Genomic DNA, 13,067 nt, shown 5'->3' with positions numbered 1-13,067 from the left:
CCTGGACCTCAATCCATTTAATTACAGCAACATTGGTATATTCTTCTGTTATTCCATGTTTCTTTTCAACTACCAATATTCACATCAACCAGATGCTTCGGATGAATACTTTATGGAAAACAGGAAATTTCAAGCAATAAGGATGGGTATAACGGGAAAATTACTGTAGTGCCTATGATCGGAAGGCAGTAATGCCCTCTTCTTATGGCGAAACTGAATGGCGAAACAATGGAGAATGGCGAAAAATAAACAATAAAAAACCACCTTTCGGTGGTTTACACGACACTGCTTATCATTGATTTTATTCTTCTTTTCCCATGGTAGCCGGAGTGGGACTTGAACCCACACAGCGCGAACGCCGAGGGATTTTAAATCCCTTGTGTCTACCGATTCCACCATCCGGCCAGGGAAGAAAGTGGAGGCGCGTTCCGGAGTCGAACCGGACTAGACGGATTTGCAATCCGCTACATAACCGCTTTGCTAACGCGCCGTTAAATCTTTCAAACTGACACCCGCTATTGCGCATGTCTTTAATCTGGAGCGGGAAACGAGACTCGAACTCGCGACCCCGACCTTGGCAAGGTCGTGCTCTACCAACTGAGCTATTCCCGCATGTCATCAAGTAAATGTCTAACCACTTGATTTCATTGTCGTCCGGCTTGCTGTGCCGCCGTTCGATGCGTTGCATTCTACTGATATGACGTTATGAGTCAACGTTATTTTTTGCATCCCCGGATCGTTTGCTGAAAATTACGGCGAAACGATCACTGATCAAGCAAATCCCCGCGGGCAGCGTTTAAATATTGCAGCATTGACCACAGCGTCAGCACTGCCGCAACCCATAGCAGACCAATCCCCGCCCACTCAACCCAGGCGTTCGGACGCCAGAGCATCCAGACCAGTGCCGCCATTTGCGCGGTCGTTTTCACTTTACCGATCCAGGAGACCGCCACGCTACTGCGTTTACCCAGTTCGGCCATCCACTCACGCAGTGCAGAGATAATAATTTCACGGCCGATCATCGTCGCCGCAGGCAGCGTCACCCACCAGGTATGATAGTGCTCGGCCACCAGCACCATCGCGATAGCGACCATCACTTTATCAGCGACGGGATCAAGAAAGGCACCAAAACGGGTACTTTGATTCCAGCGACGAGCCAGGTAGCCATCAAACCAGTCGGTGACCGCCGCGATCAGGAAGATCAAAGCGCACGCAAAAGGTGCCCAGACAACCGGCAGGTAAAACGCCAGCACAAAGAATGGGATAAGCACGACACGAAAGATAGTGAGCAACGTAGGGATATTAAATTGCATAATGACGGTAACTGTTTGTTGTCAGTAAAATTTAGCTCTATGTTGCTACAGAGCCCTCAATGTTTCAACGAGTAGTAGATCTTTTCTGCCAGCCCTTGCGAAATACCCGGCACTTTTGCAATTTCCTCCATGCTGGCGTTGAGTAATCCTTGCAATCCGCCCATATATTTCAGCAGCATCTGACGACGTTTTGGCCCCACGCCCTCAATCGTTTCCAGGGTACTGGTATTTTTTACCTTTGCCCGTTTTTTGCGATGACCGCTGATGGCATGGTCGTGTGATTCATCGCGAATATGCTGAATGACATGCAACGCCGGGGAGTCCGGCGGCAGGCTGAAGCCCTCACCTTCCGGCTCGAAGAAAAGCGTCTCAAGGCCAGCCTTGCGATCGGCCCCTTTTGCGACACCCAGCAACAATGGATGGTTTTTATCCCAACTGACATCAAGCGATTCAAATACCGCTTTAGCCTGACCTAGCTGCCCCTTCCCACCGTCAATCAGGATCACATCCGGGATTTTGCTCTCTTCAATCGCTTTACCATAGCGACGGCGCAACACCTGGTTCATGGCCGCATAATCATCACCTGGCGTTATTCCGGTGATGTTATAGCGGCGATACTCGGCACGCAGTGGGCCATTTGCATCAAATACCACGCAGGACGCCACCGTCTGTTCACCCATCGTATGGCTGATGTCAAAACATTCCATCCGTTTCACTTGCGGCAACTTCAGGAGCGTTGCCAGGGCCGTCAAACGCTGACTGACTGTCGACTGCTGGGAAAGTTTCGTTGTGAGCGCAGTTGCCGCGTTGGTTCGCGCCAGCTTCAGATAACGCGCGCGATCGCCACGCGGTTTGGTTTGTACATTAACCCGACGGCCAGCGAGTTCAGAAAGTGAATCGGCCAGCAGCGTTTTATCACCGAGGTTAAAATCAAGCAGGATCTCCGATGGCAGCGTGCGCATCTGGCTCCCCTGCAGATAGAACTGGCCGACAAAGGTTTCCACCACTTCACCCAGTTCGGTACCGCCAGGTACTTTTGGGAAATAGCTGCGGCTGCCAAGTACTTTGCCCTGGCGAATAAAAAGAACATGCACGCAGGCCATCCCGGCGTCAAAGGCCACGCCGATAACATCAAGATCGTCACCCGTGTTCGACACAAACTGCTTCTCAGTGACTCTGCGCACCGCCTGGATTTGGTCGCGGATCCGCGCTGCCTCTTCAAACTCGAGTGCGGCGCTGGCTTTTTCCATCCGTTCGATCAGCTGCGTTAATACCTGATCGTCCTTTCCAGCTAAAAACAGGCGCACATAATCAACCTGCTGGGCATACTCTTCTTCACTCACCAGCCCGGCAACACAGGGCCCCAGACAACGCCCAATCTGGTACTGCAGGCACGGGCGCGATCGGTTACGGTAGACGCTATTTTCGCACTGGCGGATCGGGAAAATTTTCTGCAGCAGCGCCAGCGTCTCGCGAACGGCATAGCCGTTTGGAAACGGCCCAAAATATTCACCTTTCGCATGTTTTGCACCGCGGTGCATAGCGAGACGCGGATGGGTATCACCACTCAGAAAGATAAATGGATAGGATTTATCATCACGCAACAGGACGTTATAGCGCGGCTGGTAGAGCTTTATATAGTTGTGTTCAAGCAGCAGCGCTTCGGTTTCGGTATGCGTGACGGTGACATCAATGTTCTGAATGAGTGAGACCAATGCTTCGGTCTTACGAGAGGCAAGGTTGCTGCGGAAATAGCTGGAGAGACGTTTTTTAAGATCTTTTGCTTTCCCAACATAGATAACCGTACCGCCAGCGTCATACATGCGATAGACGCCAGGCTGGCTGGTTACGGTTTTCAGAAACGCTTTTGAATCGAACACATCACTCACTGACTTAACAACGTCTCCGCATTACACAAACCATGTCGGATGGCCAGATGAGTCAGTTCGACATCACCATGAATGTTCAGTTTACTGAACATCCGATAACGATAGCTGTTCACCGTTTTCGGGCTGAGATTCAGTTGCTCCGAGATCTCATTCACCTTCTGACCTTTGGTTATCATCAGCATAATCTGCAATTCACGCTCAGACAAACTGGCGAACGGTGATTCATTTTTCTCAGGTTCGATCTGACTCAACGCCATCTGCTGAGCAATGTCGGAAGCGATGTAACGCTGTCCGGCAAACACAGAGCGGATAGCATTAACAACTTCTTGTGGCGCGGCGCCTTTACTCAGGTAACCCGCAGCACCCGCCTGCATCACTTTCGCGGGCAGCGGATTTTCGGTATGCACGGTCAGCATGATGACTTTCGTATCGACGAAAGTACGTGCGATTTTGCGTGTTGCTTCAAGCCCACCGATACCGGGCATGTTCATATCCATCAGCACCACATCGGCCGAGTTTGTGCGACACCATTTTACGGCATCTTCCCCACAGCACACCTCGCCGGCAACTTTAATACCTTTAATATCTTCAAGAATGCGTCGTATCCCTGCGCGCACCAGTTCGTGGTCATCAACAAGAAGGACGTTGATCAAAGGAAATGTCTCCAGAATAGGGATAACGCTACTGAGTGATAATTTGGTTTATATTAACGGTTTTCCTCACAAGATTAAAACGTTAAAAAACTGGCTATTCGATTTCGCTCTCGTTTCTGGAAATTAGCCTGTACAGTCCGTGGAAAGCGAGCCCGTGCACTTAGGGCCTTTGCGGCTTTTTTTAAGCATCTGTATTCAAAAAGTTACAAAAAAATTGCAGAGATTCCCCGCCAGAAAACAGTACTCAAATTTTTGTAACAATAATTAACGACAAGCGAACCGGACATAAACAATTAATAGCCGTTCGAAGTGGCTCACTTTACCCGCATGCTCTGTTTACGCAATTAAACATCAACGTAAAAGTACGAAAAACAACCGCTGCATTTTTTGCTTCAGCTTGTGGTATACTCCGCCGCCTTGACTTTCGTCGTCGCGCTTTAGCGCCGTTTAATAATGAGGAAAATAAATGAGCACACCTGAATTTGCCACTGCGGAGAATAACCAGGAACTGGCACAGGAAGTAAACTGTCTGAAAGCACTGCTAACATTGATGCTACAGGCGATGGGCCAGGCTGATGCCGGTCGTGTGATCATTAAAATGGAAAAACAAATCGCGCAGATGGAAGACCAGGCTGAATCAGCGGTATTTGCCAACACCGTTAAGCAAATCAAACAAGCCTACCGCCAGTAAAAAAAACGGCTGGATGCACTGCATTCAGCCGTTAGTTCGTCTGTCACGCAGAACGTAGAATCTAATCAGATCAGTCCCGTTGCTGCTGCATAGCACGCAATCTGTGTCTTGTTTGGCGCGTTGAATTTCTTCTGCATATTCTTCTGATGGAAGTTAACCGTATTCTCTGAAATTGAGAGAATGATCGCTATTTCCGCTGACGTCTTCCCTTCCGCTGTCCATTTCAGAATTTCACGCTCACGCTTGCTGAATTTCATTTCAGGCGGCATGACCATCTCATCTTCAAAACGGGTCAACGTGGTTAAGGCCATTTGTACCAACATCTGCAAGCGTAATTCTATTTCTTCGCTGGCTAAGGGTATTTCCAGCATACTAGTACGAGAAACCGACAGAAAACCAAGTGCGTGATTCGGCAGCATCAGACACTGCGTTATTCCTTTACGTAAACCGTGGTCCTGCGCGCTACTCCATAATTCCTGAGCATCCGCAAATAATTCATCGGTCCAGGGTAAATGACCATGAATGAAATTCTCGGGTTTTAACACTGGATCAACCGCGAAATAGTTCGCAGATTGATATTGTGCCATCCACTGCTTTGGATAAGTGGTATGCACAGCAATCCTCGGACGTGTAAATGGCACGGGATGGCGCACACAGAGTGCGTAATAATCAAATTCCAGCGCCTGTGTTTGTCTCTGTAGTTCCTGATATACCTCGTCGGCACAGGTCAATTCCTGGAACCGGAGGGAGCAATCCCGTCGCCAGGTGAAAAAGTCTGAATCCTTCATACTTACTAAATGAAGCCTCTGAAAAGATAATCATTATTATGGTGAATATAAATTAACACATAAAACTTATTTCTAACTACAAAATATCGGCAATAGCACAATTAACTTTACTATTGATAAGGTTTATCCGAGCTGGATGGAATAAAAAAACATGGGATAAGGCGATGAAGGAGAATAATTTGCTCCAGGCTAAATTCCTGGAGCAAATTAGTGCAAAAATGCTACTGCATGAGGAATTTTTCAAGGAACTGGCGAGTTCGCGGCTGCTGAGGGTTAGCAAACAGGTTTTTCGCCGGTCCCTGCTCCACAATTCGTCCTTGATCCATAAAGATGGCTCTGTCGGCAACATCGCGGGCAAAGCTCATTTCATGGGTCACGATCACCATCGTACGTTTTTCCTGGGCCAACTGACGGATTGTGTTCAACACCTCCCCCACCAGCTCAGGGTCGAGTGCAGAGGTGGGCTCATCAAACAGAATCACGTCAGGACGCATGGCCAGCGCACGCGCGATTGCCACGCGCTGCTGTTGCCCCCCTGACAAACGGCGCGGGTAGCTGGTCTCTTTACCCGCCAGCCCGACTTTGGCAAGCAGTTCACGCGCACGAACCGTTGCGTCCTCTTTTGATTCCCCTTTGACAATTACCGGCCCTTCAATAATGTTTTCCAGCACCGTGCGGTGCGGGAAAAGATTGAAGTTCTGGAAAACGAAACCAACATGCTGGCGCAAACGGCGAATCAACCCTTTCTGCTGACTGATGGATTTACCAGTATCAATGGTTATCTCACCGACACGGATGGTTCCGCCTTCAGGCTGTTCGAGCAGGTTAATACTGCGCAGCAGTGTCGTCTTTCCCGACCCACTAGGACCGATAATTGCCACCACTTCGCCCTGTTCAACTTCAAGATCAATCCCGTGGAGCACCGTTTGACCGTGGAATTTTTTCACCAGGTTTTTGACGTCGATAGCACTCATTTTGGATCACGCTCCTGGCGGTTAAGCTGGTTTTCGAAGTAGTTTTGCAGGGCGGACAGCACCGTCGCCATCACCCAGTAAATCAACGAGGCTGCCAGATACATCGTGAAGACTTCCAGCGTACGCGAGGTAATGAGCTGCGCCTGGCGGAACAGCTCAGGCACCTGAATCGTCGCCGCCAGAGAAGTATCTTTCACCAGACTGATGAAACTATTGCTGAGTGGCGGAAGCGCTACTCTGGCAGCCTGCGGCAGAATTGCCCGGCGAAGTGTCTGCCAGGGTGTCATACCGATACTGGCGGCCGCTTCCCACTGTCCTTTGTCAATGGATGAGATGGCCGCACGCAGCGTTTCTGAGGTGTACGCCGCTGTATTGAGCGACAGGCCAATCATTGCCGCCGGGATCGGATCCAGTTCAATACCAAACTGCGGTAAACCGTAGTAAATCATAAAGAGCTGAGCGATAAGTGGCGTACCGCGAAACACAGAAATATAAAAACGCGCCAGCCAACGCACCGGTAAAACCGGTGACATGCGCATTAAGGCCAGCACAAAGCCCAGCACCAGCCCAAAGAACATCCCGCCAATACTGAGTTGTAACGTAAATACCGCACCTTTTAGCAGATACGGCAGCGAATCAATAACCAGTTGAATACTTTCTTGCATTATTATTTTTCGACCTGATATTTAGACATGAGGATGGTAGGCAAACAGCGCAGGTGCCCCACCTGTATGGACAAATAAAATTGGCCCTTCATCCTTAAAGCGTTTCTGTGCAATGCCATCAATAAGCCCGGCCATCGCTTTACCGGTATAGACCGGATCAAGCAAAATACCCTCAAGGCGAGCCAGCAGCTTAACCGCTTCCATGCCCTCTTCGTTGGGCGTGCCGTAACCCGGCGCAAAGTAGTCATCCCAGAGCACAATATCGGCCTTTGCCTTGAGCTCCAGTTGCTCTGCCACCGCCTGCTGCAAGCTGACCACTTTCGGTTTCTGATCCGCAACGCTACGAGAGACCGTCACGCCAATCAGCTCAGCATCGGGCAACAACTGCTCCAGCCCCACCGCCAGCCCGGCATGCGTGCCTGCACTGCCTGAGGCCACCACCACAGAAGAGAGATTAACCGCACCTTCGCACTGCTGAGCAATTTCCAGCGCGCTTTCCACATACCCCAGCGCGCCCAGCGCATTCGAGCCACCGACAGGAATAACGTAAGGACGAAAGCCCTGCGCTTCCAGACGAGTTGCCAGTTCATCAAGCTGTGCGGTCGGGTCGTTCAGGGCATCCACCATCTCAACCTGCACATTAAAGAGATCTAACAGCAGACGGTTACCGTTGGTCAGATAGTTTTCTGCCCGCGTCCCAATCGGGTTCTCCAGCAAGGCCACGCAGTGAAGCCCGAGTTTTGCTGCCACAGCCGCCGTCTGACGAACGTGGTTAGACTGAATGGCACCGGCGGTGATAAGCGTATCCGCTCCTTCGCGCAGCGCATCAGCCGCCAGAAACTCCAGCTTGCGTAGCTTGTTGCCTCCCATTGCCATCGGCGTCACGTCATCACGCTTAATAAAAATATCGCGTCCTAAATAATCAGAAAATCGCGGCAGATACTCCAGCGGAGTCGGTGCGCCGATAAACTCCAGGCGAGGAAAGCGCGTTAAATTCTGTAGTGACATGGGTTCTCCGGTAGCTCAGACAAAATGTGATATTTTTCATTATGCACGCAGACGCGTAAGAAATAAAAAAGGCGCTTTTAAAAGCGCCTTTTTTAACGTCAGAAACTTATTTCGTGACGTCTGCCCCGAACCACTTCTCAGAGAGTGCTTTCAGACTTCCGTCTTTCTGCATATCAGCAATCGCGGTATCAATGGCTTTTACCAGGTCTTCGTTGCCTTTACGAACGGCCACACCTGACTCCTGACGAGAGAACGCATCACCCGCTACTGCCAGGGTATTATTGGTTTTCTTCACCAGATCCAGCGCCGCCAGGCGGTCAACCAGAATCGCGTCAATACGGCCCACGCGCAGGTCCTGGTATTTCGTCGGGTCATCATCATAGGTGCGGATATCCACGCCCTGAACGTTCTGGCGCAACCACTCTTCGTAGTTGGTTCCCAGACCCACACCGACTTTCTTACCTTTCAGGTCAGCAGCGGTTTTGATGGTACCTTCGTTGCCTTTCTTCACCAGCGCCTGAATACCGGACACGGTGTACGGCGTGGAGAAGTCATACTTCTTCTTACGCTCGTCAGAAATGGTCACCTGGTTAATCACCACATCAATACGTTTGGAATCCAGCGACGCCAGCATACCGTCCCATTTGGTCGGTTTCAGGGACGCTTTAACGCCAAGGTGCTTCGCCAGTTCTTCTGCAAACTCCACTTCAAAACCGGTCAATTTACCGTCATCACCCTGGAAGCTGAACGGAGGATACGTTCCTTCCAGCCCAACCAGCAGCGTGCCGCGCTCTTTCACTTTATTCAGCAGGTTTTCTGCGGCGAACGTTTTTACGCTCATTCCCGCAACCAGCGCGACAGCCATGACTCCCATCAGCGCCTGACGACCCAGAAGTGCAAATTTCATAAATACCCCGATATAGTGGAATTTTTACGTAGTGTAGAGAAATCGCCTGCAACGTCAAAGGCGACTGCGCTACATCTTATTCTTTTTTAATATATATCAGAAGTTGTTCCGGCGAGCGCTTTCTGCTTCATAACACCCGGCATTTGCACCTTGTATTGTGCATACTTGCGCAGCGCAATACGGTAATTGTTGGTGCTGGTTGCAGGCAGCCACGGCTCCAGATTTTCATCCAGATAACCGGTCTTCAGCAGATCGCGGGAAATGTTGTTTACGGTCAGATGTTGCCCAAGGCGACGCAGGCGAACGACATATTCACGAACGGTCCCGTGGCTCATCTCCGTTTGTTCAAACAGGAATTGTTTGAAGCCGATAATATCGAAGAAGTCGCTTTGCTCTTTGCAGTGGAGATCACCGCAGAAACGGCAAAGCGCCACCCACTCTTTCTGTTCTTCGAGCCATGCTGATTCATCCATCAACGTGTCGAGACGAGAAATCGCAATCTTATTGACGATTTCGCCACGACGAACCAGCGTGATACGATCGAGTAACTTGTTACAGTGGGCGCAATGCGTCTGGCTGTGTTTAAAGTCTTTCAGGTAGCGGCTTAAAGGCCGTCTTTTAGATTGCTGCACCGTCATGATAACTCCTGGTTGTCAATACGTTGTGCGGCATTTCCCAGGTGAATTAATCACCTATAACTTACCCAGCTTTGTTCTTAAGCGTTTAATGGCCTGGCTGTGCAGCTGGCTCACCCGCGATTCTCCCACCTCCAGAACAGCGCCAATCTCTTTGAGGTTTAGCTCTTCCTGGTAATAAAGGGTCAACACCAGCTGTTCACGTTCCGGTAAAGCTTCAATCGCTTCCATTACGCGCTGGCGTAAATTGCCTTCCATTAAATGGTGTAACGGGTTTTCTTGCTGATGCTCATCCGTCACCAGCTCGATGCTATCGCCATGCTCTTCGCGCCACTCGTCATAAGAGAAGAGTTGGCTATTGTTAGTATCGAGCAACATCTGACGATACTCTTCAACAGCAATGCCAAGACGTTCCGCCACTTCAGTTTCCGTTGCGTTACGTCCCAGTTCCTGTTCCAGCTGCCCTATCGCATGCGCCACTTCGCGGGCGTTACGGCGAACACTACGCGGCACCCAGTCGCGGCTGCGCAGTTCGTCCAGCATCGCACCACGAATACGCTGAACTGCGTAAGTCGTAAATGCCGTTCCTTGCAGAGCGTCGTATCGGTCAACTGCATTCAATAACCCGATACCGCCCGCCTGTAGCAGATCGTCCAGTTCCACGCTCGCCGGCAAGCGCACCTGGAGGCGCAATGCTTCGTGGCGCACCAGCGGGACATAACGCTGCCACAGCGAGTGTTTATCCATTACACCTTCAGCGGTATAGAGTGAATTCACGATAAACAGCCCTGCGTTAGTTGAGTTATCGGCATGATTATCCGATTCTGCAGAGGTTTTAATCGGGTGAATAGTGGGTGAAATGAGGGGTTATTTGGGGGGTTATGCGAATAGCGGTAAATAAAAACCCCGCCGAAGCGGGGTTTGTCGGTAAATTGCGAATTAACGCAGCAGGGACAGCATCGTTTGCGGAACCTGGTTGGCCTGCGCCAGAACAGAAGAGCCAGCCTGCTGCAGGATTTGCGCGCGGGACATGTTGGACACTTCGGTCGCGTAGTCGGAATCCTGAATACGGCTGCGAGCAGCGGACAGGTTGTTCACGGTATTGTTCAGGTTAGTAATTGTCGATTCGAAACGGTTCTGCGAAGCACCGAGAGAACTACGCTGGGTATCGACAGCTTTGATTGCAGTGTCGATATCTTTAAGTGGACTGCCGCCGCCTAATGCCGCAGTACCAGTCAATTTACCACTTAAGACGTCGAAACCTACAGCATCCACCTTACGGTTCCCTGCAGTTCCGTCAACATCCTTAAGCGTTGCGGCAGCTACGGTGTTAGCGTAAACCCCAGCGGCAACTGCTGTAGTTGTGCCATCGGCATTTGCTGAAGCCAAATTCCAACCTGATGCGCTGTTGATGGAAATACCGATAGTTTCGTTATCCTGAGAGCCGACCTGGAAATCATAGTTTTGGGAAGCTGCAGTCGCATTATTAAGAATTTTTTTGCCGTTGAAATCAGTCTGAGTAGTAACACGATCGATTTCCTTCATACGCTCATTCACTTCAGACTGGATCGAGTCGATGTCTGAAGCAGAGTTAGAGCTGTTTTGCGCCTGAACAGTCAGGTCACGGATACGCTGCAGGTTGTTGTTGATTTCGCTCAGAGCACCTTCAGCAGTCTGTGCCAGAGAGATACCATCATTGGCATTACGTGCAGCAACGGTCAGACCGTTGATATTAGAAGTGAAGCGGTTAGCAATTGCCTGACCAGCAGCATCATCTTTTGCGCTGTTGATACGCAGGCCGGAAGACAGACGCTCGATTGCGGTTCCGAGAGAAGACTGAGATTTGTTCAGATTGTTCTGAGTCATCAGAGACAGGGTGTTAGTATTGATAACAGCCATGATGTATTCCTTTAAAAAGTTGTCGGTTTCAGGCATCTGCCTACGGTTTTCTCACCGTCAATGTGATTATCGACACCACTTTCCTAACCTTTAGAAAAAAAGATCATTTTTTTAAATGCCCGAACTGCCTGACTTTCTCCCTCTTTATTTACGCATTAGTTAATAAAAATAACGCTAATCTTTTTCCCGCTTCTGCCGATAGAGCATCCAGTGACTGTCTCAATAAAGGATGAAAAAATGGCAAGTATTAGTTCACTCGGCGCAGGTACCTCACTGGACCTCAATACGTTGTATGACAATTTACAAACAGCTGAGCAAACGAAGCTGACGCCGCTTACCACACAACAAAGTTCTTATAAGGCGAAACTTACGGCCTGGGGAGTGGTGCAGACAGCATTAACAAAACTGCAGACGGCTTCTGACGCATTAAAAAACACGTCTGCGATTGCGCAGTCAAAAGTATCCAGCACAAATACGGCATTTAGTGCATCACTTGCCAGCAGCGCGACGGCTGGCTCGTACTCTGTTGAAGTGACACAATTAGCAGCAGCTCAGTCTTTATTAAGCCCAAAGGTCAACAGTAAGGATACGGACCTTGGTGATAGCAGTATGAGTTCTCGGACGATTACAATCACTCAGCCTGGCCAGAAAAATCCTTTAACGGTGACACTTGCGAGCGACAAAACCAGTTTGGCTGATGTGCGTGACGCGATTAATGCCAAACAGGGCAGCGTCAGCGCCAGCATTATCAAGGCGGATGATAATAGCTACTATCTGTCGCTTACATCACGTGATAGTGGCACAACCAATGAGATGACCATCACGACAGATGATGCTGAGCTGGCAAAGTATATTAGTTACAATCCAGGCAATTCGACCAACGTGATGAGCGAGCAAGTGGCTGCCGCAGATGCCAAAGTCAACATTAACGGTATCGAAATTATCCGTAGCAGCAACACCATCACTGATGCACCCGAAGGCGTAACGTTAAATCTGGTCAAAACGAATAAAGGTAGCCCTGAAACGCTGTCAGTGGTGAAAGACAACCAGCCAATGACCGATGCCATTCAGGCATTCGTTGATGCCTATAACTCACTACAAACAACGATTTCAAACCAGACGAAATATACCAAAGTAGATCAAGGCAGTACCTCACAGAATTCGAGCAACGGTGATCTGCTTGGCGACGGGACCTTACGTAATATACAGACACGTCTACGCTCAATGGTCTCTGCGAGTCAAGGTTCAGGTTCTCTGGCAACCTTATCGCAGATTGGGATTACGCAGGATATCACCGGTAAGCTGACGGTGGACAGTACCAAACTTAACAAGGCACTGAACGAAAAATCGGCTGACGTCGTCGCGTTCCTGTCCGGCGATGGAAAAACTACCGGATTTGCCACCCAGACCAGCAGTCTGCTGAAAGACATGCTCGGAACTGATGGTTCCGTACAGAATGCCACCGCGGGCATCAACAAGACGCTGAAACAACTGTCGGACGAATACGATCGCGTTAACGCACAGATCACCGCCACTATGGCGCGTTATAAAACGCAATTTACCAGTCTGAGCCAGCTTGTTTCGCAAATGGATCAGACCGGAAGTTATCTGACCCAACAGTTCAACGCTATGAACCGTTAATAAA

13 protein-coding genes, 3 tRNA genes and 1 pseudogene are annotated in these 13,067 nt (G+C 49.8%); 3 read left to right on the top strand and 14 right to left on the bottom strand.

Annotation, left to right across the window (positions count from 1 at the left end):
- Positions 1-318 precede the first annotated feature (318 nt).
- From V6E55_RS00205 to uvrY, 6 genes are all read right to left on the bottom strand, one after another.
- A tRNA-Leu gene (locus tag V6E55_RS00205) sits at positions 319-405 on the bottom strand.
- Between the two features lie 11 nt (positions 406-416).
- A tRNA-Cys gene (locus tag V6E55_RS00200) sits at positions 417-490 on the bottom strand.
- A 46-nt stretch (positions 491-536) separates the two neighbouring features.
- Positions 537-612 (bottom strand) — tRNA-Gly (locus V6E55_RS00195).
- Positions 613-764: 152 nt separating this feature from the next.
- Complete coding sequence (gene pgsA, locus V6E55_RS00190; RefSeq protein WP_316941900.1) at positions 765-1,313, bottom strand: CDP-diacylglycerol--glycerol-3-phosphate 3-phosphatidyltransferase; 549 nt, start codon at positions 1,311-1,313, stop codon at positions 765-767.
- 56 nt (positions 1,314-1,369) lie between these two features.
- The gene (gene uvrC / locus V6E55_RS00185) at positions 1,370-3,202 is read right to left on the bottom strand and encodes an excinuclease ABC subunit UvrC (protein WP_129995519.1); all 1,833 of its coding nucleotides are present in this window, start codon (positions 3,200-3,202) and stop codon (positions 1,370-1,372) included.
- On the bottom strand, positions 3,199-3,855 hold the full coding sequence (gene uvrY, locus V6E55_RS00180; RefSeq protein ID WP_023330806.1) for a UvrY/SirA/GacA family response regulator transcription factor: 657 nt from the start codon (positions 3,853-3,855) through the stop codon (positions 3,199-3,201). The genes uvrC and uvrY overlap by 4 nt, the downstream gene beginning before the upstream one ends.
- A 372-nt stretch (positions 3,856-4,227) precedes the next feature.
- Between uvrY and V6E55_RS25740 the strand changes: the two are divergent.
- Positions 4,228-4,296: pseudogene (locus V6E55_RS25740) on the top strand (hypothetical protein); the annotation flags it as partial.
- A 25-nt stretch (positions 4,297-4,321) separates the two neighbouring features.
- Entirely contained in the window at positions 4,322-4,546 is a 225-nt protein-coding gene (locus tag V6E55_RS00175) for a DUF2594 family protein (protein WP_014832453.1), read from the top strand.
- A gap of 65 nt (positions 4,547-4,611) precedes the next feature.
- On the opposite strand, the gene sdiA is transcribed toward V6E55_RS00175, so the two are convergent.
- The 8 genes from sdiA to V6E55_RS00135 all read right to left on the bottom strand — a co-directional run bounded on the left by sdiA (position 4,612) and on the right by V6E55_RS00135 (position 11,422).
- Positions 4,612-5,334: a transcriptional regulator SdiA gene (gene sdiA / locus V6E55_RS00170; RefSeq protein WP_114979701.1), complete on the bottom strand. Its 723-nt coding sequence runs from the start codon at positions 5,332-5,334 to the stop codon at positions 4,612-4,614.
- A gap of 221 nt (positions 5,335-5,555) precedes the next feature.
- Positions 5,556-6,308, bottom strand: a complete 753-nt coding sequence (gene tcyN, locus V6E55_RS00165) for an L-cystine ABC transporter ATP-binding protein TcyN (protein ID WP_114979702.1) — start codon at positions 6,306-6,308, stop codon at positions 5,556-5,558.
- A complete protein-coding gene (tcyL, locus tag V6E55_RS00160) occupies positions 6,305-6,973 on the bottom strand; it encodes a cystine ABC transporter permease (RefSeq protein WP_028019576.1) in 669 nt (222 codons plus the stop codon). The genes tcyN and tcyL overlap by 4 nt, the downstream gene beginning before the upstream one ends.
- Positions 6,974-6,994: 21 nt before the next feature.
- Positions 6,995-7,981 (bottom strand): D-cysteine desulfhydrase, encoded by a 987-nt coding sequence (gene dcyD / locus V6E55_RS00155; RefSeq protein ID WP_316941899.1) that lies wholly within the window; start codon positions 7,979-7,981, stop codon positions 6,995-6,997.
- Between the two features lie 106 nt (positions 7,982-8,087).
- Positions 8,088-8,888: a cystine ABC transporter substrate-binding protein gene (gene tcyJ, locus V6E55_RS00150; RefSeq protein WP_028019578.1), complete on the bottom strand. Its 801-nt coding sequence runs from the start codon at positions 8,886-8,888 to the stop codon at positions 8,088-8,090.
- An 86-nt stretch (positions 8,889-8,974) separates the two neighbouring features.
- Positions 8,975-9,526 carry a flagella biosynthesis regulatory protein FliZ gene (gene fliZ / locus V6E55_RS00145; protein WP_028019579.1) on the bottom strand — a complete coding sequence of 184 codons (552 nt, stop codon included), beginning with the start codon at positions 9,524-9,526 and terminating at the stop codon, positions 8,975-8,977.
- Positions 9,527-9,580: 54 nt separating this feature from the next.
- Positions 9,581-10,300, bottom strand: coding sequence for an RNA polymerase sigma factor FliA (locus tag V6E55_RS00140; RefSeq protein ID WP_028019580.1), 720 nt, complete (start codon positions 10,298-10,300; stop codon positions 9,581-9,583).
- A gap of 162 nt (positions 10,301-10,462) precedes the next feature.
- Complete coding sequence (locus tag V6E55_RS00135; RefSeq protein ID WP_316941898.1) at positions 10,463-11,422, bottom strand: flagellin N-terminal helical domain-containing protein; 960 nt, start codon at positions 11,420-11,422, stop codon at positions 10,463-10,465.
- Between the two features lie 237 nt (positions 11,423-11,659).
- Between V6E55_RS00135 and fliD the strand changes: the two genes are divergently transcribed.
- Positions 11,660-13,063: a flagellar filament capping protein FliD gene (gene fliD / locus V6E55_RS00130; RefSeq protein WP_316941897.1), complete on the top strand. Its 1,404-nt coding sequence runs from the start codon at positions 11,660-11,662 to the stop codon at positions 13,061-13,063.
- Positions 13,064-13,067 lie beyond the last annotated feature (4 nt).

It is taken from the genome of Enterobacter sp. 342 (assembly GCF_036663495.1).
Taxonomy (GTDB): domain Bacteria; phylum Pseudomonadota; class Gammaproteobacteria; order Enterobacterales; family Enterobacteriaceae; genus Enterobacter.
The sequence above is the reverse complement of the archived record's forward strand: the minus strand, read 5'-3'. Positions and strand labels throughout refer to the sequence as shown.